This is a genomic window from Kribbella sp. NPDC051952, from assembly GCF_040680855.1.
Classification (GTDB): domain Bacteria; phylum Actinomycetota; class Actinomycetes; order Propionibacteriales; family Kribbellaceae; genus Kribbella.
The window spans coordinates 177,262-202,871 of the sequence record NZ_JBFAXQ010000006.1 but is presented as its reverse complement, the minus strand read 5'-3'; the positions used below and the strand labels follow the sequence as shown (position 1 = coordinate 202,871).

Sequence of the window (25,610 nt, the reverse complement as noted above, 5' to 3'; positions counted from 1 at the left end):
CGGGAGACCTGCGTGCGAAAGTCTGCGGGCGTGTCCCGGACGAGCAAGATCAGTGGCTCTCGATCGGTGCCTGCAAGATCAGTTCGGGGTCGGTGGCGAGCCGCGAATAGACCGTGCGATAGACCTCGGGATCGTTCAGGTAGTCGATCATCTGGCGGAAGTTCTTACCCTTCGCCGGTACCAGCACATCCTTGTAGAGGGCCTCCGCGACCGCGTACTGCGCCGGGGTGGTCCGCAGCTTCACACCCAACATGGCGGTGGCCGCCGAAGTCAGGTCGTCGTCGGTCAGGACCGTGCCGGGATCGTCGGGGTTGTCGAGCGCCCGCTCCAGGAAGTCCCTGTACTTGGTGTAGAGCTGGTTCGCCTGGTACTTCTCGTCGCTGCTCGCCTCGACGCCCTCCGTCTTGGATCTGACCAGGTCCTCGTTCAGATAGATCACCGAGACGAGAAGCCGCCCGACCCGGCTGAGAGCGAGAAACTCGTCGCGCAGCCGGTCGCCGAACTCGGTGGTCGCGGTGGCAGGCAGGTCGTACATATCCGGCACGATGGGAATCAGGAAGCAACCGTCGACCAGCGTGTAGACCGGGCGATTCGCCTCGCCGCCCGCACAGACCACCGAGCCTGAGTCGCCGGCCCACCCGAAGCTGTTGATCAGATGGACGCCGGTCATGTAAACGACCGGAGGTACGCCGGGTAGGCCGCCGGTGCTGACCGAGATGCTGAAGTCCAGCCCGGTGACTATGTTGGCTGTGTGTCCGGTGGTCCGGCCGACCTTCTCGACGTTCATGTCCAGGCGGGCGGCGGCAACCGCGTTACTGGGCAGAAGGTCGACATTCAACGCGTCCAGCGTGCGCTGCATGTCGCAGATGAAGATGTTGCCGTGGTTGTCACCGGCGAACAACACACCGATGGCCGGGTGGCTGGCCGAGATCGGTGGCATCAGGCCCTGCACGATGCCCTTGCCGACGAGCGACTCGTCGATGACCTCGGCGATTCCGGCGTCGACGGTCCCTGGCGAGCCGGCGGCGAAGCTCAGGGGAACGAAGCGCTTGAGGCGCGCGACGGTGTTCGCATCGTCCAGGTTGTCGCCGGGTTGCGCGATGTGCTGGCCTACGCGGCCCAGGTTGAGGTTGGCGACCACGTGATTGCAGGAGAGCAGGCAGATCTTCTGATCGGTCCGGTCCCGCACGACGGCGCCGAACGTGCCGGTACCGAAGCCCTCCACGTTGGCGATCCCCGAGCCCTCGGTCGCAGGCCGGTACTTGTCAGTGATCGGAACGGGAGTGTGCCAACCGTCACCGCCCAGGACTCGCAGCGTGTCCTCGCCGGCCGGCGGTGCGAAGCTGAACGGCCCGGCCTCGATCACGTCGACGCCGTACGTCCGTCCGGACACCTGGACAGTGCTGGGCAATAGTCGCGATCGCGCGACATGGTTCTCCGGGCGCTTCTTGGCCACCAGCGCCAGTACGGCGGGTTCGTTCGTCCGCTCACCTCCGCGGATCCGGTAGCCGACGCCGAATCCGGTGACGTTCGGATCACCGGCGAACCGGTGCCGCAGGCCGTCCCGGCCCTGCCGCAACAGGGCGCGGTGATCGCGGTCGAACTGCTCCTGGGCGGTCATCGATCACCTTTCTCTGCTGCTGCGATCCGAGCCACGGACGTGAGCCAGACCGCGGCGAGATCGTCCGCGGTCGGCGAAACGATCGGCGTCACCGTGGCGGCCGCCAGCGCCACCAGGGCGAGAACGTCGTCGGTCGGAGCCTTGGCGGCCGCGGCCAGGGCCACTCGGAGGGCTTGGTCGGTGGCGGTCGAGAGTCCGCGTGCGGCCAAGGAGTCGGCGGCCTTGCGAATCAGGGCAAGACGTTCGGGGCCAAGGCCGGCGGCGACCGACAGCAAGTGCTTACTGGTCGCTCGATCAAGCGACGGCTCGCTGTTGCCTGCGGCGACGACCGGTGTCATGACGGCCACGCCGAAGCGGGCGATCCGTAGTACGGAGCGAACCTGAGCGGCAGTCAGGATGTCGGCCGCTTGGGCTTCCCCGCCGACGCCCAGCACGAGGCCGGCACCGGCTGCGCCCGAGGCAGCGAGGACACCTCGCCGCGACAGCGTCGATTGATCGTTGCTCATGGCCACAAACTCCAGTTCTGCAGGTAGCCGGTATCGAGTCTCGTCACGTCGGTGATCTCGAGGCGCCAGATCCCCGTGGCGTTCGGCACCGAGGAGGCATCGAGGCGGTAGACCTTGTCGAGACTGGTGCTGCCATCGCTCTGGTCGGGCGCCTTCAGCTCTTTGCTGAAGCCGCCCGGGCCGCGCAGAACGATGCGAAGATCACCGATGAAGGTGTGCTTGACATGGAGATCGACGGTGGTCTGCCTCGACCCCTGGCGAGCGCAGTGTGCGACGTTGAGGTCGCTGCCCACCGTTGGTCCCGGTCCGTCCACCGAGGCATCGGGAATGGTCATTCTTGCGTCGCTGGCATTGGGGCACTGCGGGCTGAGCAGTTGTGCCGCGAACACCTCTCCGAAGGTGACGGGCATGTCGAGCGAACCGAACTTCTCGGCGTACCGGCTGTGGACCGGGTTGAGGAAGATCCCGGGCAAGAGGTCGATGTCGATCGGCGGACCGGTCGTGCTGGAGAAGGGCGGAGACAGCAGCTGGCCGCGGGCGGTGCACATGTTGTCGCCGTCCAGGCAGACCTCGGTTGTCCTGCCTTGGACGTCAGCCGGTATCGGCCAGCTGAGCAGAGCGCCGGCGCCATGGGGCGCCACCACCTGGCCGTTGTCGGGATCGATGTAGATGCTGTACGACGATCCGCCAGGGGTGAACGGGTTGGCCAGCAGGACGATGGAGGTGATCGCGTTGCGCTCGACCGCCGTCAGGTCTCCCAGCGCGAGCTGGATCACCATCGACCCCTGCGAGTAGCCGATCAGGCCGATCCGCTCGTTCGGGCAGGTCAGGATCCGGTCCCGGATCAGGTGATAGAGCTGGTCACCGCCGAGGCTCGCGGAGTTCACGAAGTCGGTCCAGCCGAAGTCCGGCGGAGTGGAGTTGATTCCGGACGCCGGATAGGGCAACGAATAGTAATGAGTGGTACTCGGCAACAATCTCGAGGCGGCTTCGGCATAAGCGCCGACCCGGGCGCCCATGCCGTTCCAGTTGTCCATCGCCTCGCCGCTACCACGGGCGCCGATGACCAGGTAGTCGGAACAGGGCGGGGGCGGTGGATCCGCTGCCACCGCAGGGGCGACGCCACTCGACGCCACCATGATCAGCAAGGCCGCAAAGGCGGTCAGTGCACGAGACAATCGACGCATGAATGAAATCTTATGAGTAATTCGGGGGCGACGCCGATCAATTTCGAGCACACTTTGAACATATTCGAAAGGCTGGAGAATTACTTGAGGCGCTGATAATGCGAACCGGTTGCGCACAATTCTCCCTGCGCAGTCCGTGCGAGAGTCGCCCTCCTCGAAACCCCAACGGCATCCGCCGGTAGCCCTTGACCTTTGGCCGGCGTCGGCCTAACGTACAACCAAATGGTTGTAGATGACGATGTGGTTGATGGGTTGTTGCACGCGTTGGCCGACTCGACGCGGCGGGACATCGTGCGTCGGTGCCTGGGGGATGCGGCGTCGGTGTCGCGGTTGGCCGAGGGGTATCCGATGAGTTTCGCGGCGGTGCAGAAGCACGTCGCCGTACTGGAACGGGCTGGACTGGTGACCAAGGAGCGCAGGGGCCGGGAGCAACTGGTGCGGACCGAGGTCGACGCCGTACGGCGGGCTCGGGAAGCGCTCGATCAGCTCGAGGCTTCGTGGCGTGGGCGGGTCGATCGGATGTCGGCCCTACTGACGGAAGGGACTGAGAACGATGAGCGTGACCAGCGTTGACAAGGATCTCGAGGCACTGACGCTGACCTTGATCGCCGACTTCGACGCGAGCGTCGAGCAGGTGTGGGAGCTGTGGTCGGATCCGCGCCGGCTCGAGCGTTGGTGGGGACCTCCGACGCATCCGGCGACGGTGGTCGATCACGATCTGACGCCGGGCGGCGAGATCACGTACTACATGACGTCGCCGGAAGGCGAGAAGTACCACGGGTGGTGGCGGGTCACCTCCGTCGATGCACCGAAGGCGCTCGAGTTCATCGACGGGTTCGCGGACTCGGAGGGGAAGCCGGTCGACGACCTGCCGACGAACACGACCTCGGTGCAGCTCAGTTCGTCCGGCGCCGGGACGCGGATGGAACTGCGGTCGTCGTACGACACCCGCGAGCAGATGGATCAGCTGATCGCAATGGGCATGGACGAGGGCCTCGTCCTCGCCGTCGGCCAGATGGATGCCCTACTCGCTCAGTGAATGTTCTCGAGCTCGGCGAGTGAGGTCTCGAGGTGACCGAGCAACCGCTGCAGGTGCGGGACCGTCCGCCGGCAGCCGATCAGCCCGAAGTGCAGATGGTGGTCGTAGCTGGTGACGCTGATGTTCAGCGCCTGACCGTTGAGCACGATGCTCGCCGGATACATCCCGAGCAGGCGGGACCGGTTCCAGTACAGCGGGCTCTCGGACGGTCCCGGGACGTTGGAGATGACGAGGTTGTACGGCGGCGTCGTACGGCCGGCCACTCCCGGGAGGACCGCGGCCGGCCCGGCGACACTGAAGCCGAGGGCACCGATCAGGAGCCGCTGCAACGGGCTGAGCGCGGACAGCATGCCTTTCGCGTACGTCGTCGACGTCATGATCCGGCGGATCCGTTGCTCCGGGTCCGCCTCGTCGGTGGCGAGGTCGGCGATCAACGTACTGAGCGAGTTGCCACCACCGGGTGCGCCGTCCTCGCCACGCAACGAGACCGGGACCATGGCCGTCAACGCCTTGTCCGGAAGGGCATTCAGCTCGAGCAGATAGTTGCGCAGGGCCCCTGAACACATCGCGAGCATCACGTCGTTCAGGGTCGCGCCGGTGATCGCCCGTACCTTCTCCAACCGCTCGAGCTCCCACGACTGCGCCGCGAACCGACGAGCCCCGGTGATCCCCTGGTTGAACACTGTCCGGGGCGCCTGGAACGCGCCCGCCGAGTGATCGGACTGCACACTCCGCAGGATCTCCTTCACCCCGACCGGAGTCAGGCCGGCCAGGTCAGCCAGCACCCGCCCAGCGCCACCGACCGCATGAGCGGCAGACCCAAGCGTCCGCACGGGCATCCGACCAACCGCCGCGAACAACTCAGCAGCAGTCGGCAACCCACCAGCAGTATTGCCGACGATCGGCTCCGCACTCGGCTGAGCTGGGAGCGCATATGTTGCCGGCATCCCCGATCGGGTGGGATCGGTGGTGAGGGTGTCGGCCATCCAGCGGAGGGCGGAGACGCCGTCGAGGAGCGAGTGGTGGACCTTGCTGTAGAGGGCGAAGCGCCGGCCCTCGACGCCCTCGATCAGATGCATCTCCCACAGCGGCCGGTGCCGATCCAGCAGGGTGCCGTGCAGACGACTCGTGAGTTCGAACAGCTCCCGGAACCGCCCCGGACGCGCCAGCGCGGACAGCCGGACGTGGTACTCGAGGTCGATGTCGTCGTCCTGCTCCCAGGACCAGTAGCCGAGGTCCAGGACCCGGTTCCGCACCCGCCGGGCGAACACCGGATTGACCGTCGGTGCCTCGACCATCTCGTGGTAGAGCCCGGACAGGTAGTCCCGGGAGCTCTCCGGGAACACATTGTCCCGGCCGGCCCCCTCCGGCAACTCGAACAACATCAACCCGCCGACGTGCATGGGCTGCTCCCGGGTTTCCCCACCCAGAAACATCGCATCCAGCGGCCCCACCGCGGTCATGAGTCCTCCGCTCCCGACCAAGCCTTCTGACGCTTCATCGTTCGCCAGGTCGGGCAGGCCCGTCTACCCCTGCTAACAGCTCTGACCGAGATTTTGTTATCCCTTCAGCAACTCAAGCGGCAGGTAACGCTCAGTCGAGGGGGCGGTAGTTGATGCCGATTCGTTCGATGCGGGCGAGGTGGGGGCGGAGGCGGGTGAGGAATTCGTCGTACGACGTGCGCGGTGAACCCCACGCACGCTCGGCGAAGGCGGAGAGGCGTGGGAGGAGCATGTAGCCGACCTGCTGCTCGTCGGGCATGTACTCGGTCCAGATCTGGCACTGGGTGCCGACGATCAGTGCCTTCTCCTCATCGCTGAGTGACGGCGGGATCACCTCGAAGTCGTAGACCTTCTGCAGCGGGATGAAGTTGCCGATCGCGAGCGGCTCGGTCGCCGGGTCGCCCTGGTAGTAGTCGAAGTACACCGACTCGCACGGCGCCATCACGGTCTGGTGACCGGCCTTCACGGCGACCTCACCACGCTGGGCGCTGCGCCACGCCATAATGACCGCGTCCTTCGGGCAGTCGGTCTCGACCATCTCGTCCCAGCCGACCAGCCGGCGACCGCCCTCGACCAGCACCTCCTGGACCTGGGCGGTGAACCACCCCTGCAACTGCTCGGCCTCGGACAGCCCGAGCTCGGCCTGCCGCTTCTGCGCAGCCTCCGACTCCTTCCACTGCACCGACGGGCACTCGTCGCCGCCGAGGTGGATGTACTGGCTCGGGAAGATGTCGAGCACCTCGCGCAGCACGGCCTTGACGAACTCGACCGTCGCGTCGTTCACGTTCAGTACGTCGTCGCTGATGCCCCAGATCTGGCGGACCTTCAACTGGGTGTCCGGGTTGTTGCCGAGCTCCGGGTACGCCGTGATCGCGGCCTGCATGTGCCCCGGCAGATCGATCTCCGGGACCACGTCGATACCACGCTCGGCGGCGTACGCGACGATCTCGCGCAGGTCGTCCTTGGTGTAGAACCCGCCGTGCCGGGTGCCGTCATAGGTCCACTCGGACTCGTCCCGGCCACGCATCTTGCCGACCAGCGTCTCGTCCCGCCACGCGCCGACCTCGGTGAGCCGCGGGTACGCCTCGATCTCGACCCGCCAGCCCTGGTCGTCGGTCAGGTGGAAGTGCAGCGTGTTCAGCCGGTGCAGCGCCAGTACGTCGATGACCTTGAGGACGAACTCCTTCGGCATGAAGTGCCGGGCGACGTCCAGCATCATCCCGCGCCAGGCGAACTCCGGTGCGTCCGCGATCCGCACGGCCGGGACCGCGACCTTGCCGTCCGCGGCCGGCTCGGCGGCCTCGATCAGCTGCGCGTACGTCGTCTCCGCGTGCCGGAGCGCATCCTCGGAGCCGGCCGTCAGCCGGGCACCGTCCGCGGTCACGTCGATGCGGTACTCGGTCGCACCCAGGTTCTCGACCACGTCCCGGATGGCTTCTCCGGCCGGATCCGCGGAGAGCCACTGACCCTCGTCGACGGTGAGTTCACGCGGGGCAGGGACGATCGCGATGTCAGGCATCCGGACTCTTTCCAAGAGGATCGAAGTACGTCAGAACCTTACCCCTCAGCCAGATGAGAAGGTTGGACCGTGACCAGCGAGCGGCAGCGGACGACATTGCGCGTGCTGGTTGCCAGCAACGCGCTGGGTGGGGTGGCGACGGCAAGCGGGTTCGCTGTGGCCGGGCTGCTCGCGGAGAAGGTCTCCGGCTCGACCTCACTGGCCGGGCTGGTCGCGACCTCGACCACGCTGGGCGCTGCGATCCTCGCTGTCCCCCTGGCTGGCCTGGCCCGCTCCCGCGGCCGTCGCGTCTCGCTGACCACCGGCTACCTGGTTGCCTGCGCCGGAGCGCTGCTCACTATCCTTGCCGCCCAGCTGGGCTCGCTCACGCTGCTCCTCCTGGCCGGACTGATGTTCGGCAGCGGCTCAGCGTCCAATCTGCAGTCCCGGTACGCCGCGACCGACTCAGCGGAGCCGAGCCGGATCGCGCGTTCACTGGCACTGGTTGTGTGGGCGACCACGATCGGAGTGGTCGTCGGGCCGAATCTGACCGGCGTCGGCGGCTCCATCGGCGATTCACTCGGCATCCTCGCGCTGGCTGGTCCCTACGTCTTCTCTGTGATCGCCTTCGCCCTCGGCACGGTCACGGTGTGGTTCGGAATGCGCAGTCTGCGCCAGGACCGACCCACGACGAAGATCGAGCGGCAGCCGCTCGCGACGACGTTCCGGCAGGTCATCGTCATCCCGCAGGCCCGGCTCGGACTGCTCTCGATCGCCACTGCCCACGCGGTGATGGTCGGCGTGATGTCGATGACCGCAGTGCACCTGCGGCACCACGGCGCCTCACTGACGATCGTCGGCTTCGTCATCAGCGGACATGTCGCCGGCATGTACGCACTGTCCCCGCTGACCGGCTGGCTGGCGGACCGCCTCGGCCGCATCCCCACCATCGGCATCGGCCTCGCCATCCTGGCCAGTGCCATGACGGTGGCCGCGCTGGCCCCGGATGACGCGCACGCGCTGACCGCTACCGCACTGGCTCTGCTCGGCCTCGGCTGGTCCGCTTGTCTGGTCGCAGGCTCCACTCTGCTGTCCCGCTCGGTGCCGGAGGACATCCGCACCTCGGCGCAAGGCCTGTCCGATCTGACCATGGGCGTGCTGGCCTCGATCTCCGGGACCGCCGCTGGACCGATCCTGGCCAACCTCGGCTTCCACTGGCTCGCTGTACTCTGCGGCCTGCTGCTGATCCCGGCCGCACTACTGGCCGCCGCCACCAAACAGACTGTGGTTAGGGTCTAGCGGCGTGAGCATCGCTGAGGGCGGAATCCCCAGTCCGAACATCTGGCATCACCCGAAGGTGTACGAGATCGAGAACCGGGCTGTTGATCCGGACGGCGTGATCGAACCGGCCATGCGGGCGATCCGGGACTGGGCCGGGCTGACGGTGCTCGACATCGGCTGTGGGACCGGATTCCACCTGCCGAGGTTCGCTACGACCGCGGCACGTGTCATCGGGGTGGAGCCGCACGGTGCACTCGCGGAGGCGGCCCAACGGCGTACGCGCGAGCTCTCCAACGTCGACGTACGACAAGGTACGGCGCAGCGGTTGCCGGTGCCGGATGCTTCGATCGACGTGATGCATGCGCGCTGGGCGTACTTCTTCGGGCCGGGCTGTGAACCCGGGCTGGCCGAGCTCGACCGGGTGATGCGGCGGGGTGGGACGGCCTTCATCATCGACAACGACGCGGGCCGGTCGACCTTCGGCCAGTGGTTCAGTACGTCGTACCCGATGATCAAGGCGGACGTCGTGGAGAAGTTCTTCACTGGACGCGGCTGGACCCGGACACCGCTCGACATGGCCTGGCGGTTCGAACGGCGGGAGGACTTCGAGGCCGTCGTCCGGATCGAGTTCAAGCCCGCCGACGCGGACCGGATCATCGCGTCGCACTCCGGTGTCGAGGTGGACTACGCGATCAACCTGTGGAGCAAGTCCTTCTGACACGCTGACGGTCTGCGGCCGGACCTCTCGGGCCCATAGGGTTGACGGATCAGTCGACGGGGCTTTTGGGGAGGCACCAGCAGGGATGGACGGACTGCTGCTCGAAGGCGTACCGGGGTTGCCGAAGCGGCTTCGGATCGACGTAGGTGAGCAGCGAGCCGTGGTGATGCCGTCGACCGCGGCTGCTCGTCAGCTGGCCGACCTCGTCGTCGGTGCGGAGGACCCACCGGCCGGTGCGGTGGTGAAGGCCGGCGGCACGGTCCGGCTGGTCCCGGCCGAAGGCGGGCTGCTGCCACACCTCACTGTCCTGGGCAATGTGATCCACGGGCACCGGGTGGCCCAGCCGGTCACCAAGAGGGCCGCAGAAGAGCAGAGTCTCGTGAAGGCGACCCGGTGCGGTCTCGCCGACGTACTGAACCGCTATCCGCACGAGATCACGCCAGGTCGTCGCCGGCTGGCCGGTGTGGCCCGAGCCCTTGGCGCGTACCCGCGAGTGATCGTCCTGGAGGACGCGAACGGCCTGCCCACGTGGGGATCCCTGCTCCGGATCGAACACAATCCCGACCTGTCCTCGGCCGCACTCCTGCTGATCACGACCAACGCCACGCGTACGACGGGATTCCTCGATGCGGAGTAGTCGTCGAGCGTTCCTGGGTGCGGCCGCGACACTCCTGGTCGCGGGCTGTTCGAGCGACGTACTCGGACTACGCCGCGCAGTGCGTGTCGCGGTGAGCTGGAGTGGTCAGGAGCTCCGGGCCTTCCACAGTGTGCTCGACGGCCTCGGCGCGCTGGACTACCCGGTAGAGGTCGTGCCGCTCGGCGATGACATCTCCACCGCCTTCGGTGCCCGCTCCACCCGCCGCCCGGACATCGTCATGCTGCCCCAACCCGGTCTGGTCCCCCGCCACCTCCGTGACCTCGAGCCCATCCCCGACGACCTCGCCCAGCTCGGCCGGGTCCGGCTGTGGAAGGAGCTGCTGGTTCACGACGAGACGACGTACGGCGTGCCTTTCAAGACAGCTCACAAGTCGGCGGTCTGGTATCGGCCCTCGGTGTTCCGGCAGGTCGGCGTACAACCTCCACGGGTGTGGGCGGAGTGGCTGGAGCTCAACCAGGCCTTGACGCAGGCCGGTGTGACGCCGTTGTCGCTGGCTGCTGGTGATGGCTGGGTGCTCACGGACTTCTTGGAGAACGTGCTGCTGGGGACGGCGCCGACGGTCTACGAGGAGCTGGCAACTGCTGCTGACCCGCGGCCGTCCCGGCAGCCCGAGTTCGCGACCGCACTGCGATTGCTGGGGTCGATGTGGTCGGCTCCGGCCGCGCTGGCGGGCGGTGTGAAGCGTTCGCTCGTGCAGCAGTTCCCGGATGCCCTGGTCGAGGTGTTCGGACACCGCAGGGCGGCCATGGTGCTCGCCTCCGATTTCGCCGAGCCCGTCGTACGGTCGTTCGCCGCGGACCCTGCCGACGTCGGCGTCTTCACCTTCCCGCCGATGGCCGCTGGATCGCCTGCCCCCGTGGTCGTCGGTGGTGACGTGATGGTGTTGCCGAGGCCCACCACCGACGATGCGCGCGATCTCGTCCGCCGGCTGTGCGCATCGACCGCTGCGGACCCGTGGATCAAGGAGGGCGGGTTCCTGGTCGACGGTCGGGTGTCGGGGTACTCCCCCGAGCTCACTCGGTTGGCCGAACAGCTCACCCGATCCGGTGAGCTGCTGCGGTTCGACCTGTCCGACCGGCTCGGACGACTCGGCGACATCAACGGACTCTGGCGCGTACTCACGGACTTCCTGATCCAGATCGGTGGCCGCGGGACTGCCGTCGTACCCGAGGCTGTCGACGCCGCGATGACCGCGCTGCGGAAGGTGGAGGGCTGATGGGCCTGCAGACGAACGGCCTGTCGCTCGAGGTCGTCGGCCGGGAGGTCAGCGGCCGGCCGGTACCAGGCCGACCACGGCGACCGGCTGGGCCTTACCTGCTGGGACTACCTGCCTTGCTGCTCAGCTGCCTGCTGCTGGTGCCGATCGGTGTCACCGTGGTCACGGCGTTCCGGACTCCGGGTGGTTTTGGCTTCGGAAACTTCGCAGTGATGGGCGATCCGGGCGCATTGCGTGCTGTCGGCAACAGCCTGCTCTGGGTGCTGGTTGCCTTTGCACTGGTCGTGGTCGGGTTCTTCCTTGCGTTGTTGAGTTACCGGCTTCCGGCAGTGACGTCGTTCTTGCAGCCTGCACTGGTGATTCCGTTCGCGGTGTCGGTGTTGGTCTCCGGTGCGACGTTCCGGCTGATCTTCGACCCGACGCCGGAGCGTGGGACGGTCACGGCGGTCTGGAGCCGATTGTTCGGGTCGAGCCCGGTCTGGCTGGGTGCTGGTCTGTTCTGGCTCGTCTTGGTGTCGGCGTTCGGCTGGACCTGGCTCGGGTACGTCGTGTCGTTGTTCCGCGCCGGACTGGACGCGATCCCCGACGACGTGACCCGGACCGTCGCGGCCGAGGGTGTGACCGGGTGGCGCCGGTTGAAGGCCCTGGAGATCCCATTGCTGCGGCCGATCACCGGTGTGATCACGTTGACCCTGGTGATCGCGGCCGTGCGGGTCTTCGACCTGGTGCTGATCGTCGTACCGGGTTCGATGCAGCAGTCCGCGGATGTGCTCGGGCTGAACTGGTGGCGTGCGACCACGACCGGCGACAACCCCGGGCGTACGGCGGCGCTCGGGGTGGTGCTGTTCGCGATCGTGGCTGCTGTCGCGGTGACCGGCATGCGTGGGTTGCGTCGTCGTCGGTGGGCGATGCCGGTGGCCGTCGTACCGCCAGATCGGTCGTTGGGCCGGCCTAAGCCGAGCAAGCGGGTGAAGCGGATCGGGTGGACTGTCGGGTTCGTGGTGAGCCTGGTGTGGATCTTCCCGGCCTTGGTGCTGGTGGCTACCGCGTTGCACTCGCCGCGTGAGGCCGGTCTGCGTGGGTGGTGGTCGCCTTCGGGGCTCGGGTTCTCGTCGTTCGCGGCTGCGGCGAATGTGGGGCTGTTCCGGGCCTTGCTGTCCACAGTGTTCATCGCCGGCGCAGCCACGGTCGTGTTGCTCGTGATCGCCGTACCGACGGCCTATCTGGTCGCGTGGGGTGGATTGCCGCAGTGGTTGGGCCGCGGGGTGATGGCGGTGTTCGTCGTACTCGCGGTGACCCCGGTGCAGATGTACGCCGCCCCGCTGCGGGATGCGATCGGGGCTGCGGGCTTGGCGGGTTCACGGGTCGCATTGGCGTTGGTGCATGCGGCTGCGGGTTTGCCGTTCGCTGTGTTGTTGCTGCGGTCTGCGTTCGCGTCCGCGCCACCTGCGTTGGTTTCTGAGGCGTTACAGGGGCCTGCGCGGCAGAGCGCCGTACTGGCTACTGTGCAGCGGACGTATCGGCCTGCACTGGTGGCTGTTGCGGTGTTGGAGTTCGCGTTGGTGTGGAACGACTTCATCGTGGGCTTTCTGATCAGTGGGCCGGGTACGACGCCGTTGTCGCTGGTGTTGTGGGGTGAGGCGCGGCAGTTCTCGGCGTCGAGTGGGACGGTCGCTGCGGCGGGTGTGGTCGCGTCTGTCGTGCCTGCGGTGCTGATGCTGTCGTTCTGGCCGACTGTCGTGCGTGGACTGACCGCCGGGAGCAGGCCATGAGTGAGCCCTCGGAGGAGCAGCGCAAACCGGAGGAGAATCCCTGGCCGAATCGGAAGCAGGGGATCTTCTTCGCGGTCAGCGCACTTGCGTCGGGTCTGCTGTCCGGGCTTGCGTCCGAGAAGCTGTCGCAGAGCCTGGACAGTGGCGGCTGGGTGCGGGTGGTCGGGATCAGCCTGACCGCTGTGTTGTTGCTGATCGCCCTTATTTACAACGCTCCTGCGGCGGTGCAGGCGCATCGTCGTCGACGGCTGCGGCTTCCGGCTGCTGCTACCGAGCTGCACGCCGCCGCCGAGGAGTCGGAGCAGTGGATGATTGCCCTGGGCACCGATGCTGGTGGTCTTGCCGCGGCTGAGTGGTATTCGCTGAACGAGGTGCGGCTGCGGGAGCTCCTGCTGACGGAGAAGCCGCGGGCCGATACGGCCGAGGACTTTGCCCGGATCTGTGATGCGCTCGAGGTTTGGTACGTACGGCGGGATGAGCCGGGGGCGCTGCTGGAGTTGAGCGAGTTCCTGACCGCGGTTGCGGATGCATCGGAGCGCCGGGACCTTGCGGAACTCGCAGCGGCTCGGGCGGCTACGGCGTACCGGATGATGGGAGACCTCGAGGCGGCCAGTACGCGGCTGGGGATCTCGGACAACGTGGCGACGCATAGTCGTACGGCGGCGGCGTTGACGACTCGTCGGCAGGTCGAGCGGGCGCTGTTGCATTTGGCGCGGGCCGAGCAGGCGCCGGCTGGGAATGACAGGATCGAGGCGGTGCTGAACGCGCGTGATCGGCTGGACGACGCTCGGTTGAGCCGACCGGGGCCTGACCTTGCGGCTGAGGTCGCGATCTTCATCAACCTGGCGATCGTGCATCTGTATCGGCAGGACGCCGAAGGTGCGCTGGATCAGCTTCGGCCGGCTGTTGCGCGGGCTACTGCGGCCGGCGATGTCAGCGGGCAGGCGCATGCGTCGGAGCTGACCGGCGTGGCCGCGTGGATGAAGCGCAGTCCGCACGAGGCCAAACGCTGGTGGGAACACGCTGCGCACCTGTACGCCGAGATCGACGAACGCGAAGGTCGAGCCCGCTGCCTCCAACACCTAGGCTCCGCCGAGGTAACCGCCGGCAACCTCCAAGACGCCCAGGTGCTCCTAGAACAAAGCGCCCTGCTCCGCACCTCCCCCAGCCCGCTCCTAACCACCTACTTAGAAGCCGCCCGCCAAACCAAAGCTCCCCCACTCATCACCGACGACCCACCCCACCACCGCGCAACCACCTGGCTACGCCGCCTCCGCAACTACTTCACCCGCTGACCTCACCCCGCCCCACCCCCGCCCAGCACCGGCCCACCCCCGGGCGCACGAGGGGTTATCCCCTGGTGTTGTCCCTTCTCCCCTTGTGTACAGGGGGAGAAGGGACAACACGCGGGGATATCCCCTCGTCGTACGAGGAACCGGCGGGCAGTACCGCGGCCGGCTGGTCACCGCCCTTGAGCTTGCCGGTTCCTCCGCACGTCCCCGTTGCCCCACCGCCGGTTCGCCCGCACGTCCCCGGTGCTCCACCGCCGGTTCGTCCACACGTCCCGCTGCCCCACCGGCGGTTCGTCCACACGTCCTCGCTGCTCCACTGCCGGTGGGTTCAGCGCCTCTCATTACAGCTCGGGTGCCTCTTCGTCGTTCAGGACCGCGGTTGCTTTTCCGGCCGGGTTCGAGGGTTGTCGGTGGGGTCGCCTAGGTTGGTGTTCATGGCGAAGGCAGTGGCTCAGGCTAAGGGGAAGGCGCCTTACGCGTGTTCGGAGTGTGGATGGACTACGGCGCGCTGGATCGGGCGGTGTGGGGAGTGTCAGGCCTGGGGCACGGTCGCCGAGGTCGGTGCACCTAAGGCTGCCCGGATCACGGCCGGCCCGGTCTCGTCGCCCGCGATGCCGATCGCCAAGGTGTCCGCGATCGAGGCCGAGTCCCGCCCGACCGGCATCGGTGAGCTGGACCGTGTGCTCGGCGGTGGCGTCGTACCGGGCGCGGTCATCCTGCTCGCCGGTGAGCCCGGCGTCGGCAAGTCGACCCTGCTCCTCGAGGTCGCAGCCCAATCGGCACGACGCGGCCAACGCACGCTCTACGTCTCCGGCGAGGAATCCGCCGCCCAGGTCCGTCTACGCGCCGGCCGGACCGACGCGCTCGTCGACGAGCTCTACCTGGCAGCCGAGACCGACCTCGGCGCCGTCGTCGGCCAGGTCGACGCGGTCGACCCATCGTTCCTCGTGATCGACTCGGTCCAGACCATGGCTCACCCCGAGGTCGAAGGCGCACCCGGTGGGGTCACGCAGGTCCGCGAAGTCACCGGCGCCCTGGTCCGCCTTGCCAAGGAACGCCACATCGCCGTCGTGCTCGTCGGTCACGTCACCAAGGACGGCGCGATCGCCGGTCCAAGAATGCTCGAGCACCTCGTCGACGTCGTACTGGCGTTCGACGGCGATCGCCACTCCGGATTCCGCATGGTCCGCGCGACCAAGAACCGGTTCGGCCCGTCCGACGAGGTCGGCTGCTTCGACATGGTCGACACCGGGATCGTCGAGGTCACCGACCCGACCGGCCTGTTCGTCTCCGAGCATGCCGAGCCGGTCGCCGGCACCTGCGTCACCGTGATGATGGAAGGCCGCCGCCCCCTGCTCGCCGAGGTCCAGGCACTCGTCGGCCCGTCCGCAGCACCCCAGCCACGCCGGACCACCTCCGGCCTCGAGACCTCCCGCGTCTCGATGGTCCTCGCCGTCCTCGGCAACCGCGTCGGCCTCAAGCTGACCGACCAGGAGGTGTACGTCGCCACCGTCGGCGGCGTGAAGATCACCGAGCCCGTTGCCGACCTGGCCGTCGCCATCGCGGTCGCGTCCTCGGTGATGGACCGGCCCATCCACCCTGGCCTGATCGCGATCGGCGAAGTCGGCCTGGCCGGCGAGGTCCGTCGCGTCGGCGGCCTGGAGAAACGCCTCGCGGAAGCCGCCCGCCTCGGGTTCACCAAGGCGATCGTCCCCGCCGACGTGCCGAACCGTGGCAAGGACCTGAAGCCGATGGACATGCAGGCCAAGTACGGCCTCCGCGTCTTCGCCGCAGCCGACCTGCCCTCGGCATTGCTGGCCTCCGGCCTGACCTGATTCACCTGGGTGACGAGCGGCGAACCGTGGACCGGGTCCCGTGTGTTCCCGGCCACACCGTCCCGCTCGCGGTGAGACGAGGGATCCCCAGCGATGAACGCGGGAACGTAGTCTGGTCACGCCCCCACCGGGTTCACCGCTGCGCAGCGCCGAATCCGGGACCCCCGCCGGATGATCGCAGGAGCACGAGATGACCGGATCCAAAGTTGTCGCGCTCGGCCATTACCAGCCGGAGCGGGTGCTCACGAACGACGAGCTCGCCACCATGGTCGAGACCAGCGACGAGTGGATCCAGAGCCGGGTCGGCATCCGCGAGCGCCGCATCGCCGGGCCCGACGAGCAGGTCGACGAGATGGCCTGGCGGGCCGCCGACAAGGCCGTCGCGAACGCGGGCCTGGACAAGTCCGAGATCGACTACATCGTCGTCGCGACCTGTACGGCGATCGACCGGTCCCCGAACATCGCCGCCCGCGTCGCCCAGCGTCTCGGCCTCGGCAACCCGGCCGCGATCGACATCAACACGGCGTGTTCCGGGTTCGCCTACGCACTCGCGGCCGCCGACCAGGCGATCCGCGCCGGCGCTGCCTCCAAGGCGCTCGTGATCGGCGTCGAGAAGCTGAGTGACTGGACGGACTGGACCGACCGCACCACCTGCGTACTGATCGGCGACGGCGCCGGCGCGGCTGTCCTGGTCGCAAGCGACGAGCCCGAGGTCAGCCCGGTCGTCTGGGGTTCGGTGCCGGAGATGTCCGACGCGGTCCGGATCGAAGGCCGCGACGGCCCGTTCGCCCAGGAAGGACTGAGCGTCTTCCGCTGGGCCACCACGCAACTCCCGGAGATCGCCCAGCAGGTCTGCGCGAAGGCCGGCCTGAAGCCCGAAGAGCTCGGCGGCGTCGTCCTGCACCAGGCCAACCTGCGCATCATCGAGCCACTCGCGAAGCGGCTCGGCGCGGTCAACGCGGTCGTCGCCAAGGACGTGATCGAGTCCGGCAACACGTCGGCCGCGAGCATCCCGATCGCACTGTCGAAACTGGTCGAGAAGCGCGAGATCCCGTCCGGCGCGCCGGTGCTGTTGTTCGGATTCGGCGGCGGTCTTTCGTACGCCGGTCAGGTCATTCGCTGCCCCTGACACGGCAGGCGTCGTACTGGACGGCGCCGGATTCACGCGAGAAAGCGGTACTGCACGGTCCGGATGCACGGGCGATTGCACACGAACGTGCAAGTGCGGCCCGGAACGTACCCGACGGCGGGTGCCGAGCCGGGGCTTGCGGCCCATCACCTCCGCGTAACCGCATAGACTCAGGTTCCGTGGCTCCGAACTCCGACAAGAACAGCACCGGCGCCCGGATGCGCGCGACCCTAGCGGCGGTGGCACCCGGGACCGAACTGCGCGAAGGCCTGGAACGGATCCTGCGTGGGCGCACCGGCGCCCTCCTGGTCCTGGGCCACGACAAGACCGTCGACTCGATCTCGACCGGCGGCTTCGAGATCGAGGTCGAGTTCACCGCGACCGGACTGCGCGAGCTGAGCAAGATGGACGGCGCGATCATCCTCGATCGCGACGCGACCCGGCTGGTCCGGGCCGCCGTCCACCTGATGCCCGACCCGTCGATCCACACCGACGAGACCGGCACCCGGCACCGCACCGCCGACCGGGTCGCGCGGCAGTCCGGCTTCCCGGTCATCTCGGTGTCGCAGTCGATGCACATCATCGCGCTGTACGTCGACGACCAGCGCTACGTGCTCGAGGACTCCGGCGCGATCCTGTCCCGGGCGAACCAGGCGCTCGCGACGCTCGAGCGGTACAAGCTGCGCCTCGACGAGGTGTCCGGCACGCTGTCCGCGCTGGAGATCGAGGACCTGGTCACCGTTCGCGACGTGGCCGCGGTCGCGCAGCGCCTCGAGATGGTCCGCCGGATCGCGACCGAGATCGACGGGTACGTCGTCGAGCTCGGCACCGACGGGCGGTTGCTCACCCTGCAGCTCAACGAACTCGTCGCCGGTGTCGCCGGCGAACGTGAGCTCGTCGTCCGTGACTACCTGCCGCCGGCCGCGGGTCGCCGGCCCAAGACCGCGGACGACGTACTGATCGAGCTGGACGCGGTCAGCCCGACCGACCTGCTCGACATCGGCCAGGTCGCGCGGGCTCTGCAGCTCGGTGGCGCGGAGCAGCTCGACGCGGCGGTCACGCCGCGCGGCTACCGGCTGCTGGCCAAGGTGCCGCGCCTTCCGGGGGCCGTGATCGATCGGCTGATCGACCACTTCGGCCACCTGCAGAAGTTGCTCGCGGCAAGCATCGACGACCTGCAGACGGTCGAGGGCGTCGGCGAGAACCGCGCCCGCACGGTCCGCGAAGGCCTGTCCCGGCTGGCCGAATCGAGCATCCTCGAACGCTACGTCTAACCACCTGTAGTCAGGTGCCCCCGGCTCGTGGTCGAGCTTCGGGGGCACTTGCATTTGGTGCGGATGCAGAGTAATACTCCACGTGGAACATTTCGTAAGGAACAATCCGGGTGGAGGATCATGGCGGCCGAACTGACCCCGTTGGCCATCTCGGTGCTGGCACTGCTCGAAGAGGAGCCGATGCACGCCTACGAGATGTACCAACTGCTGGTCAACCGGCATACCCACTGGCTCGTGAAGGTCCGGCCCGGCTCGCTGTACCACACGGTCGAGCGGCTGGAGCGGCAGAACTACGTCCGCGCCACCGGCACCGAACGGGCCGGGAACCGGCCGGAACGCACGACGTACGAGATCACCCCGGAGGGCACGGCGGCGCTGACCCGGCGGGTCGAGGCGGGGATCGAGGAGTACGTGCACGAATATCCGCTCTTCCCGGTCGTACTGAGCGAGGCACACAACCTCGAGGCCGAGGACGCCGTACTCCGGTTCCGCCGCCGGATCACGGACCTGGAGCGCTGGCTGACCGAGATCGACGAAGCACTGGCCGGCGCGCGTGCGCGACAGGTGCCGGAGGTGTACTGGATGGGCGGCGCCTACCTGCGCACCCAGCTGGCGTCCGAGCGCGACTGGCTGACCATCACCATCGAACGTATCGAGAGCAAGGACTTGGAATGGCAACCTCGCAAGACGCAGTAGGGGCCGAGGTGCGGCCGTGGCCCGCGCTGTGGGCGCTGGTGCTCGGCTTCTTCATGATCCTGGTCGACTCGACCATCGTCTCGGTCGCCACCCCGGCGATCCTCGAGGACTTCGGCTCCGACGTCGGCACGGTGGTGTGGGTGACGAGCGCCTACCTGCTCGCGTACGCCGTACCGCTGCTGATCACCGGACGCCTCGGCGACCGGATCGGACCGAAGAAGCTGTATCTGACCGGCCTGGCCCTGTTCACGCTGGCCTCGATCTGGTGCGGATTCACCACCAGCATCGAGATGCTGATCGTGGCCCGGGTGTTCCAGGGCCTCGGCGCCTCGATGATGACGCCGCAGACGATGGCCGTGATCACCCGGATCTTCCCGCCGAACCAGCGCGGCCGGGCGATGAGCCTGTGGGGTGCGACCGCCGGTGTGGCCACCCTCGTCGGCCCGATCCTCGGCGGAGTTCTGGTCGACGGACTCGGCTGGCAGTGGATCTTCTTCGTGAACGCGCCGGTCGGCGTGGTCGGGTTCGTCCTGGCGATGCGGCTGGTGCCGAACCTGCCGACGCACGACCACAAGTTCGACCTGATCGGGGTGGCACTGAGCTCGATCGGCCTGTTCTGCCTGGTGTTCGGGATCCAGGAGGGGCAGAAGTACGACTGGGGCAAGATCAGCGGTCCGATCTCGGTCTGGTCCCTGATCATCACCGGCCTGGTGGTACTGGCGCTCTTCGTCGTCTGGCAGTCCCGCAACCGCGGTGAGCCGTTGCTGCCGCTGGGGCTGTTCAAGGACCGCAACTTCTCGCTGGCCAACGTCGCGATCACCACGGTCGGGTTCGCGATCACCGCGATGGCGTTCCCGCTGATGCTGTACGCACAGGCGGTTCGCGGCCTGACTCCGACCAAGGCGGCCCTGCTGCTGGTGCCGATGGCCGTGATCTCCGGTGCGCTGGCGCCGTTCGTCGGCCGGCTGACCGACCGGACGCCGCCACGGTTCATCGCCGGCTTCGGGTTGCTCTGCTGCGCCGGGTCGATGTTCTGGCTGAGCCAGGTGATCGAGCCGGACCTGCCGATCTGGCAGCTGCTGCTCCCGATCGCCCTGCTGGGTGTCGCGAACGGCTTCATGTGGGCGCCGATCGGTAGCACCGCGACCAGGAACCTGCCCATGCACCAGGCCGGTGCCGGTGCGGGCGTCTACAACACGACCCGTCAGGTCGGCGCGGTCCTCGGCAGTGCGGGTATCGCCGTACTGATGGAGTCGCGGCTCGTCCACAATCTCCCGGCCATGCCGGGTGGTGCGTCGGTGGGTGAAGGCTTCTCCGGGGGCAAGCTGCCGGAGGCGGTGCGGCAGGGCTTCAGCGATTCGATGGCGCAGTCGCTGCTGCTGCCGGCCGCCGTACTGGTGATCGGTCTGATCGCCGCGCTGCTGTTTGCGCGGCCGAGCCACATGCAGGCGAAGCCGTCAGACGACCTGGAAAGCCTGAGCAGCTGAGGCTTTGTCGTCGAAGTCGGCCTTGACGATGTAGGTGCCAGGTTTGGCCACCGGCTGCCCGGGAAGGCAGCCGGGGCCGGACCGGTGCCCGTTCCAGCCGACCGTGGTGGCGGATTGCTTGCCCTTGGCAACAACTAGGGTGGCGGCCGGGATCGCCTTGCCACAATGGGTTGTCGTCCAGATCAGGTCGTTGCCGGACATCACGGTCACGGTGAGGGCACTGGCGTCGATCGTTGCCTTGCACTCGTCCGACACCGCGTCCAGGCGGACCACGAAGTTCAGGATGGAACCGGAGACGATCTTCCGGTTCGCCGGTAGGACCTCGACCTTGACGTCGGAGCCCGCACACTTCTTGTCGCCCGGCGGCGGGGTCTTCTTCGTTTCCTTCTTGGTCGGAGACGACGAAGGAGTGGCCGTCGGGGTCGTGGTCGGCGTGGTCACCGGTGCGGCACCGCTCGGGTTCGGCTGCGGGTCGGACGCGGCGGTGTTGCTGGCGTCGTCACCGCCGCCGGAGAACAGCCGCGAGACGAGGAAGAACAGCAGCACTACAACCGCAAGCACCAGTCCCCGGCGGAACCAGTACACGCTGGCGGGCAGGTGCCCGACCGGACGGAGCAGGCTGCTCATGCTCGCACCCTAGTATCGGCTCTGTGCTCGACCAGTCAGGCTCGCCGCTCATTACCGCAGCTGAGGCATTGCATCAGCCGGTCCTGCGGTGGTACGACGCCAACGCGCGAGTCCTGCCGTGGCGGGAACCGGACGCGAGCCCGTGGGCAGTCATGGTCAGCGAGTTCATGCTGCAGCAGACACCGGTCAGTCGGGTGCTTCCGGCGTACCAGGTGTGGCTGGAGCGGTGGCCCAAGCCGGTGGACCTGGCCGTAGAAGCGCCTGGTGCGGCTGTGCGGGCTTGGGACCGGCTCGGGTACCCACGGCGCGCCCTACGGCTTCACGCGGCGGCTCAGGCGATCGTGGAGCGCCATGGCGGCGAGGTGCCGGACAACCATGCCGCACTGCTCGCATTGCCGGGTGTCGGGACCTACACGGCCGCTGCGATCGCGTCGTTCGCGTTCGGCCAACGCCACGCGGTCGTGGACACCAATGTGCGCCGGGTGCTCGCAAGAGCCCTCACCGGAGTCGCACAGCCGAGCATCTCCCCGACTGCGGCCGACCAGCGGCTAGCGGTGACCGCACTGCCCGATGACGAACCAACAGCAGCCCGCTGGGCGGTTGCCTCGATGGAACTGGGTGCGCTGGTGTGCACCGCCCGTACGCCGAACTGTGCCGAGTGCCCGATCCGGGACCGGTGTGCGTGGGTCCTGGCCGGCAGTCCGCCGTACGACGGTCCGCCGCGGAAGGGGCAGACGTACGAGGGCACGGATCGTCAAGTGCGCGGTCGACTGCTCGCAGTCCTGCGAGCGGCCGAAGGCGCCGTGCCGAAGCGGGCGCTGGACGCCAGCTGGCATGACCCAGTACAGCGCGAACGTGCGCTGGACGGCTTGGTGGCCGACGGACTGGTCGAGCCGCTTGCCCGCGGCCACTATCGGCTACCCGGCTGAAAAGCCGGCCCGGGAGTCCGGGCCGGCCTCAGGTTTTCAGTTCTTCTTGCTGCCGGTGGTGGCTTCTTCGTCGTCGTCGGCCAGCAGGTCGAGCGGCATCGCCGGGCTGCCGGACAGCGTCGCCAGCATCTGGCGGACGTTGGTCAGCTGCGCGTTGATGCTGTCCCGGCGCTGGGTCGCGGCGGCGAGCTCACGCTCGGACTCGGCCCGGATCCGCTCCGCCTTGTCCTTGGCGGCGGCAACGATCTCCTGAGCCTGCCGGTTCGCGTCGGCCAGCTGCTGCTGGGCCAGGCGCTCGGCCTCCGAACGCGACCGGTCGGCCTCGCGCTGCACCTGGGCGGCGCGATCCGTGACGGCGGCCAGCTGCTGCTCGGCCAGCGCGGTCCGGGCGGCGAACTCCTGCTCGACCTTGCCCCGGCGCTCGGCCAGGGTGGTCTCGAAGGCGGCCGCTGCCTGAGCGGACTTGGCCCGCTCCTGCTCGTACAGCGCCTGGGCCTCGCTGCGGCGCGCGGTCGCGTCGCGCTCGGCCTCGTCACGCATGTCGTCAGCCTGGGTGCGCGCCTCCTCGAGGATGCGGGCAGCCTCGGCGTCGACCTCGCTCTTCCAGTCCAGGGAGTACTGCTCGGCCTCCTTGCGGACCTTCTTCGCGTGGGCCTCGGCGTCGGCGACGATCGCCTCGGCGTCGGTGCGTGCCCGGGTGACCAGGTCGCGGGCCTCGTCGTCGGCCAGCGACAGGATCTTCGCTACCCGCTCACCGAACTCGGTGAAGGTGGGCGCGCGGTCCTTGCTCTCCTCCTGGGCGGAGATGACGGCCGACTCCGCGGCGTCCGTGCGGGTCTGCAGCTCCTGAACGTGCCGCTGCAACTGCTCGGACTGCTGCTGCAGCGCGGTCAGCGAGGTGGTCAGCTCACGGATGTGCTGGTCCACCTGGGCAGGCTCGTAGCCACGCAGAACGGTGCGGAACGGGGTTGGACTTTCACTGCTCATGTCTTCTGATGCTCACTTCGGTGGGTGGGTGGATCACACATTGTCACTGACGAGGATCTGAGTGTCACGTCCTCATCCTGTTTCCCCCGTGGAACCCTCGCTGGAGGACATTCCACCACCTGAGCGGAAGCCAGGTACAGCGAGTGCCTCGATCACACCCGAAAGCTGGGTGAGCTCCTTGGTGATCTCATCACGGCGCTGGTTCAATGCCGCGACCCTCGCCTCGGCGTCGGCGAGAAGTTTTCGGGCCTGGGCACGCAGGTCGTCGGCGTGCTCGCGGGCCTGCGCCTCGATCTGCTGAGCTTCGGCGCGGGACTTGCGGATCAGGTCGTGCGACTGGCGCTGTGCCTCGGCGAGATCGTTGGCCGCGCGTTCGCGCAGCACCTGGGTGCTGGCCTCGGCTTCGGCCTCACGCCGATTGGCCCGCTCGATGATCTCGCGGGCGTCGCCCGCAGCCGACCCCTTCAACCGGTCGGCTCGGACAGTCGCCTGGGCGGTGACCTTCTCGGCCTCCTGCTGGGCGGCGGCCAGGGTGGCCTCCGCCTGTTCGGTTGCCGACGTCAACGTTGTCTCGGCGAGCGCGGTCAGCTCCGCGTTCTCCTTGGCGATCGCGTCCTGGGTCTGCTTGAGCCGGCTGGTCGAGCGACCGACCACGCGACGCAGGTGCGCCCGCTTCTGCCGGAGCAGCTCGGTCGCGTCGGCGGCCGCCTTGTCCCGGATCGCCTGCGCCTCGGACTCGGCCGCGGCGATCAGGTCGTCGACCGTCTTCTTGCTCCACCGGGTCTGCTTCTCGGCCTCGGCCAGCGCGGACTCGGCGGCCTTGTTGGCGTCCTCGACGATCCGCTGTGCCTCACCGGACGCCGTCCGGCGATCTGCCTCGATGGAGTCGACGACGAGTTTGGCCTGGGCCCGCGCGTCGGCCATCAGCCGCTCGTTGTCGGCCTCGGTCTCCGCCTTGCGGTCCGCGATGTCGACGACGGCCGCTGCCCGGAGCTTGTCGATCTCGAGCGAGATCGCGGCCAGCTTGGCCCGCTCGGTCTCCTCGAGCTCGGCGGTCCGGCGCTCGAGCTCGGACCGGTTCTCACCACGCAGCCGCTCGATCTCGGCATGCGCCTCGGCGATCTGGATCCGCGACTTCTCTCGCGCCGCCTCGACTTCGCGCTCGGCGGCCGCGCGGAGGTCGCTCGCCTCGGTCTCGGCCCGGGCGATCAGATCCGCCTCGTTGCGCACCGCGGCCTGCGAGACCAACGCGGCCTGCTCGCCGGCGTCCGCGACCAGCTGCTGGGCCTGCCGGCCGGCGCGGTCGACCATCTGCTGCGCCGATTCGCGCGCGAGCCGGGCGTCTTCGAGGAGTTCGTCGGCGTCTTCTTTGAGCCGGTTGGCCTCGACCTCGGCAGCGGCGATCCGGCGGTCCGCGGCAACCTGCGACTCGGCGCGCAACCGGTCGGCGGCCGCCTGGCTCTCGGTCCGCAACTGCTCGGCGGCGGCCTCCGAATCGGACCGGCGCTTGGCCACCTCTTCGGCGACCGCGGCCCGGAGCTGCTCGGCAGCGCCTTCGGAATCCGCCTTCAACCGGTCGGCGATCGACATCGCCTCGGCGCGGACCCGCTCGGCCTCGGCGGTCGACTCGCTCTGCAGCTTCTGCGCCGCGTTGGCAGCATCACGCCGTACTCGCTCGGCTTCGGCGGTGGACTCGGCGCGGAGGCGCTCGGCGGCGTCCTCGGCCTCGGAGCGGAGGCGATCGGTGTCCGCCTCAGCCTCGGCCCGTAGTTGCTGGGCGGCTCGTTCGGCGTCGTTCAGCAAGCGCTGCGCGGCAGCCGACGCGTCGGCGCGCAGCTTCCGCGCGGCCTCGTCGGCCTCGGTCCGCAGGCGCTCGGTCTCGGTCTTGACCCGGTCGGCTTCCTCGCGGGCAACATCGTTCTCGTGCTCGGCCTGCTCGCGCAGGGTGTCCGCGATCCGCTGCGCGCGCTCGAGCACGCCGCCCGCCTGCCGCACGCCAAAGGAACCGGTGTCGGCGACCGGTTCCTGGGTCAGGGGCAGACGCGGAGCGTCCATGCGACGAGATGATTCCATCCCTCGCCCCCTTTCCGACAGTCCAGGTCCAACAGCGTGGTCATAGGGTTACAACGCGGTACTCGGGTCGGAAGTAACTCGTTTTTGAACCGCGCGCTCCGCAGGACTGTACGACCATCCAGGTGGCAGGGTGTAACTCAAGCGTGTCTCCCTGTACGCACGCCGCCGTACGAGTACTCCTCAGTACGCCGTTAAACGGACTGGACCGGTAGTCATCCCCCAACTGTCCCGAAGCCTACTTCCCCGGCGCGGACGATGGTGGGTCCAGACCAAAAAAAGCAGG

The 25,610-nt window shown here is 68.1% G+C and carries 22 protein-coding genes; 14 read left to right on the top strand and 8 right to left on the bottom strand.

The genetic code is table 11. The features are described from left to right. Positions 1 to 49: 49 nt before the first annotated feature. Genes AB0L70_RS14275 through AB0L70_RS14265 form a run of 3 tightly spaced genes read right to left on the bottom strand, consistent with a single transcriptional unit; the run spans position 50 to position 3,431 of the window. Positions 50 to 1,621 (bottom strand): hypothetical protein, encoded by a 1,572-nt coding sequence (locus AB0L70_RS14275; protein WP_363683788.1) that lies wholly within the window; start codon positions 1,619 to 1,621, stop codon positions 50 to 52. Continuing rightward, a complete protein-coding gene (locus tag AB0L70_RS14270) occupies positions 1,618 to 2,127 on the bottom strand; it encodes a twin-arginine translocation signal domain-containing protein (RefSeq protein ID WP_363683786.1) in 510 nt (169 codons plus the stop codon). The genes AB0L70_RS14275 and AB0L70_RS14270 overlap by 4 nt, the downstream gene beginning before the upstream one ends. Next, positions 2,124 to 3,431, bottom strand: coding sequence for a cutinase family protein (locus tag AB0L70_RS14265; RefSeq protein ID WP_363683784.1), 1,308 nt, complete (start codon positions 3,429 to 3,431; stop codon positions 2,124 to 2,126). The genes AB0L70_RS14270 and AB0L70_RS14265 overlap by 4 nt, the downstream gene beginning before the upstream one ends. 105 nt (positions 3,432 to 3,536) lie before the next feature. On the opposite strand from AB0L70_RS14265, the gene AB0L70_RS14260 reads away from it, so the two are divergent. Both AB0L70_RS14260 and AB0L70_RS14255 read left to right on the top strand, forming a co-directional pair. Continuing rightward, the gene (locus AB0L70_RS14260; RefSeq protein WP_363683782.1) at positions 3,537 to 3,887 is read left to right on the top strand and encodes a metalloregulator ArsR/SmtB family transcription factor; all 351 of its coding nucleotides are present in this window, start codon (positions 3,537 to 3,539) and stop codon (positions 3,885 to 3,887) included. Further along, on the top strand, positions 3,868 to 4,353 hold the full coding sequence (locus tag AB0L70_RS14255; RefSeq protein WP_363683780.1) for an SRPBCC domain-containing protein: 486 nt from the start codon (positions 3,868 to 3,870) through the stop codon (positions 4,351 to 4,353). Before AB0L70_RS14260 ends, AB0L70_RS14255 begins: the two co-directional genes overlap by 20 nt. On the opposite strand, the gene AB0L70_RS14250 is transcribed toward AB0L70_RS14255, so the two are convergent. Next, positions 4,347 to 5,816 (bottom strand): wax ester/triacylglycerol synthase family O-acyltransferase, encoded by a 1,470-nt coding sequence (locus tag AB0L70_RS14250; RefSeq protein ID WP_363683778.1) that lies wholly within the window; start codon positions 5,814 to 5,816, stop codon positions 4,347 to 4,349. The two genes, AB0L70_RS14255 and AB0L70_RS14250, sit on opposite strands and share 7 nt — an antisense overlap. 130 nt (positions 5,817 to 5,946) lie before the next feature. Next, positions 5,947 to 7,374, bottom strand: a complete 1,428-nt coding sequence (locus AB0L70_RS14245) for a beta-N-acetylhexosaminidase (protein ID WP_363683776.1) — start codon at positions 7,372 to 7,374, stop codon at positions 5,947 to 5,949. A gap of 69 nt (positions 7,375 to 7,443) precedes the next feature. Here AB0L70_RS14245 and AB0L70_RS14240 point away from each other — a divergent pair, with 69 nt between their 5' ends. From AB0L70_RS14240 to AB0L70_RS14190, 11 genes are all read left to right on the top strand, one after another. Next, entirely contained in the window at positions 7,444 to 8,652 is a 1,209-nt protein-coding gene (locus tag AB0L70_RS14240) for an MFS transporter (protein ID WP_363683774.1), read from the top strand. Between the two features lie 4 nt (positions 8,653 to 8,656). Continuing rightward, positions 8,657 to 9,352, top strand: a complete 696-nt coding sequence (locus tag AB0L70_RS14235; RefSeq protein WP_363683772.1) for a class I SAM-dependent methyltransferase — start codon at positions 8,657 to 8,659, stop codon at positions 9,350 to 9,352. 85 nt (positions 9,353 to 9,437) lie between these two features. Further along, positions 9,438 to 9,989 carry a hypothetical protein gene (locus tag AB0L70_RS14230; RefSeq protein WP_363683770.1) on the top strand — a complete coding sequence of 184 codons (552 nt, stop codon included), beginning with the start codon at positions 9,438 to 9,440 and terminating at the stop codon, positions 9,987 to 9,989. Continuing rightward, positions 9,979 to 11,226, top strand: coding sequence for an ABC transporter substrate-binding protein (locus AB0L70_RS14225; RefSeq protein ID WP_363683768.1), 1,248 nt, complete (start codon positions 9,979 to 9,981; stop codon positions 11,224 to 11,226). The genes AB0L70_RS14230 and AB0L70_RS14225 overlap by 11 nt, the downstream gene beginning before the upstream one ends. After that, positions 11,226 to 12,998, top strand: coding sequence for an ABC transporter permease subunit (locus tag AB0L70_RS14220; protein WP_363683766.1), 1,773 nt, complete (start codon positions 11,226 to 11,228; stop codon positions 12,996 to 12,998). Before AB0L70_RS14225 ends, AB0L70_RS14220 begins: the two co-directional genes overlap by 1 nt. Continuing rightward, positions 12,995 to 14,293: a hypothetical protein gene (locus tag AB0L70_RS14215; protein WP_363683764.1), complete on the top strand. Its 1,299-nt coding sequence runs from the start codon at positions 12,995 to 12,997 to the stop codon at positions 14,291 to 14,293. The genes AB0L70_RS14220 and AB0L70_RS14215 overlap by 4 nt, the downstream gene beginning before the upstream one ends. Before the next feature lie 431 nt (positions 14,294 to 14,724). After that, positions 14,725 to 16,125: a DNA repair protein RadA gene (gene radA / locus AB0L70_RS14210; protein ID WP_363683762.1), complete on the top strand. Its 1,401-nt coding sequence runs from the start codon at positions 14,725 to 14,727 to the stop codon at positions 16,123 to 16,125. A gap of 190 nt (positions 16,126 to 16,315) precedes the next feature. Further along, a complete protein-coding gene (locus AB0L70_RS14205; protein WP_363683760.1) occupies positions 16,316 to 17,254 on the top strand; it encodes a beta-ketoacyl-ACP synthase III in 939 nt (312 codons plus the stop codon). Positions 17,255 to 17,433: 179 nt separating this feature from the next. Beyond that, a complete protein-coding gene (gene disA, locus AB0L70_RS14200; RefSeq protein WP_363683758.1) occupies positions 17,434 to 18,528 on the top strand; it encodes a DNA integrity scanning diadenylate cyclase DisA in 1,095 nt (364 codons plus the stop codon). A gap of 120 nt (positions 18,529 to 18,648) precedes the next feature. Further along, the gene (locus AB0L70_RS14195) at positions 18,649 to 19,224 is read left to right on the top strand and encodes a PadR family transcriptional regulator (RefSeq protein WP_363683756.1); all 576 of its coding nucleotides are present in this window, start codon (positions 18,649 to 18,651) and stop codon (positions 19,222 to 19,224) included. Then, positions 19,200 to 20,711 (top strand): DHA2 family efflux MFS transporter permease subunit, encoded by a 1,512-nt coding sequence (locus AB0L70_RS14190; protein ID WP_363683754.1) that lies wholly within the window; start codon positions 19,200 to 19,202, stop codon positions 20,709 to 20,711. Before AB0L70_RS14195 ends, AB0L70_RS14190 begins: the two co-directional genes overlap by 25 nt. Here the strand turns inward: AB0L70_RS14190 and AB0L70_RS14185 are convergent. Next, positions 20,682 to 21,338 carry a hypothetical protein gene (locus tag AB0L70_RS14185; RefSeq protein ID WP_363683752.1) on the bottom strand — a complete coding sequence of 219 codons (657 nt, stop codon included), beginning with the start codon at positions 21,336 to 21,338 and terminating at the stop codon, positions 20,682 to 20,684. The two genes, AB0L70_RS14190 and AB0L70_RS14185, sit on opposite strands and share 30 nt — an antisense overlap. Before the next feature lie 23 nt (positions 21,339 to 21,361). Between AB0L70_RS14185 and AB0L70_RS14180 the strand changes: the two genes are divergently transcribed. Next, positions 21,362 to 22,267, top strand: coding sequence for an A/G-specific adenine glycosylase (locus AB0L70_RS14180; protein WP_363683750.1), 906 nt, complete (start codon positions 21,362 to 21,364; stop codon positions 22,265 to 22,267). Between the two features lie 36 nt (positions 22,268 to 22,303). Here the strand turns inward: AB0L70_RS14180 and AB0L70_RS14175 are convergent, their stop codons facing one another. Further along, entirely contained in the window at positions 22,304 to 23,254 is a 951-nt protein-coding gene (locus AB0L70_RS14175; protein WP_363683748.1) for a hypothetical protein, read from the bottom strand. Positions 23,255 to 23,326: 72 nt separating this feature from the next. Further along, entirely contained in the window at positions 23,327 to 25,309 is a 1,983-nt protein-coding gene (locus AB0L70_RS14170; RefSeq protein ID WP_363683746.1) for a kinetoplast-associated-like protein, read from the bottom strand. Between the last annotated feature and the right edge of the window lie 301 nt (positions 25,310 to 25,610).

Coding starts and splice junctions, on each gene's coding strand:
- AB0L70_RS14190 (WP_363683754.1), top strand. CDS start 19,200: ATGGCAACCTCGCAAGACGCAGTAGGGGCCGAGGTGCGGCCGTGGCCC.
- AB0L70_RS14275 (WP_363683788.1), bottom strand. CDS start 1,621: ATGACCGCCCAGGAGCAGTTCGACCGCGATCACCGCGCCCTGTTGCGG.
- AB0L70_RS14225 (WP_363683768.1), top strand. CDS start 9,979: ATGCGGAGTAGTCGTCGAGCGTTCCTGGGTGCGGCCGCGACACTCCTG.
- AB0L70_RS14245 (WP_363683776.1), bottom strand. CDS start 7,374: ATGCCTGACATCGCGATCGTCCCTGCCCCGCGTGAACTCACCGTCGAC.
- AB0L70_RS14195 (WP_363683756.1), top strand. CDS start 18,649: ATGGCGGCCGAACTGACCCCGTTGGCCATCTCGGTGCTGGCACTGCTC.
- AB0L70_RS14250 (WP_363683778.1), bottom strand. CDS start 5,816: ATGACCGCGGTGGGGCCGCTGGATGCGATGTTTCTGGGTGGGGAAACC.
- AB0L70_RS14205 (WP_363683760.1), top strand. CDS start 16,316: ATGACCGGATCCAAAGTTGTCGCGCTCGGCCATTACCAGCCGGAGCGG.
- AB0L70_RS14185 (WP_363683752.1), bottom strand. CDS start 21,338: ATGAGCAGCCTGCTCCGTCCGGTCGGGCACCTGCCCGCCAGCGTGTAC.
- AB0L70_RS14175 (WP_363683748.1), bottom strand. CDS start 23,254: ATGAGCAGTGAAAGTCCAACCCCGTTCCGCACCGTTCTGCGTGGCTAC.
- AB0L70_RS14220 (WP_363683766.1), top strand. CDS start 11,226: ATGGGCCTGCAGACGAACGGCCTGTCGCTCGAGGTCGTCGGCCGGGAG.
- AB0L70_RS14230 (WP_363683770.1), top strand. CDS start 9,438: ATGGACGGACTGCTGCTCGAAGGCGTACCGGGGTTGCCGAAGCGGCTT.
- radA (WP_363683762.1), top strand. CDS start 14,725: ATGGCGAAGGCAGTGGCTCAGGCTAAGGGGAAGGCGCCTTACGCGTGT.
- AB0L70_RS14270 (WP_363683786.1), bottom strand. CDS start 2,127: ATGAGCAACGATCAATCGACGCTGTCGCGGCGAGGTGTCCTCGCTGCC.
- AB0L70_RS14260 (WP_363683782.1), top strand. CDS start 3,537: ATGGTTGTAGATGACGATGTGGTTGATGGGTTGTTGCACGCGTTGGCC.
- AB0L70_RS14215 (WP_363683764.1), top strand. CDS start 12,995: ATGAGTGAGCCCTCGGAGGAGCAGCGCAAACCGGAGGAGAATCCCTGG.
- AB0L70_RS14255 (WP_363683780.1), top strand. CDS start 3,868: ATGAGCGTGACCAGCGTTGACAAGGATCTCGAGGCACTGACGCTGACC.
- AB0L70_RS14170 (WP_363683746.1), bottom strand. CDS start 25,309: ATGGACGCTCCGCGTCTGCCCCTGACCCAGGAACCGGTCGCCGACACC.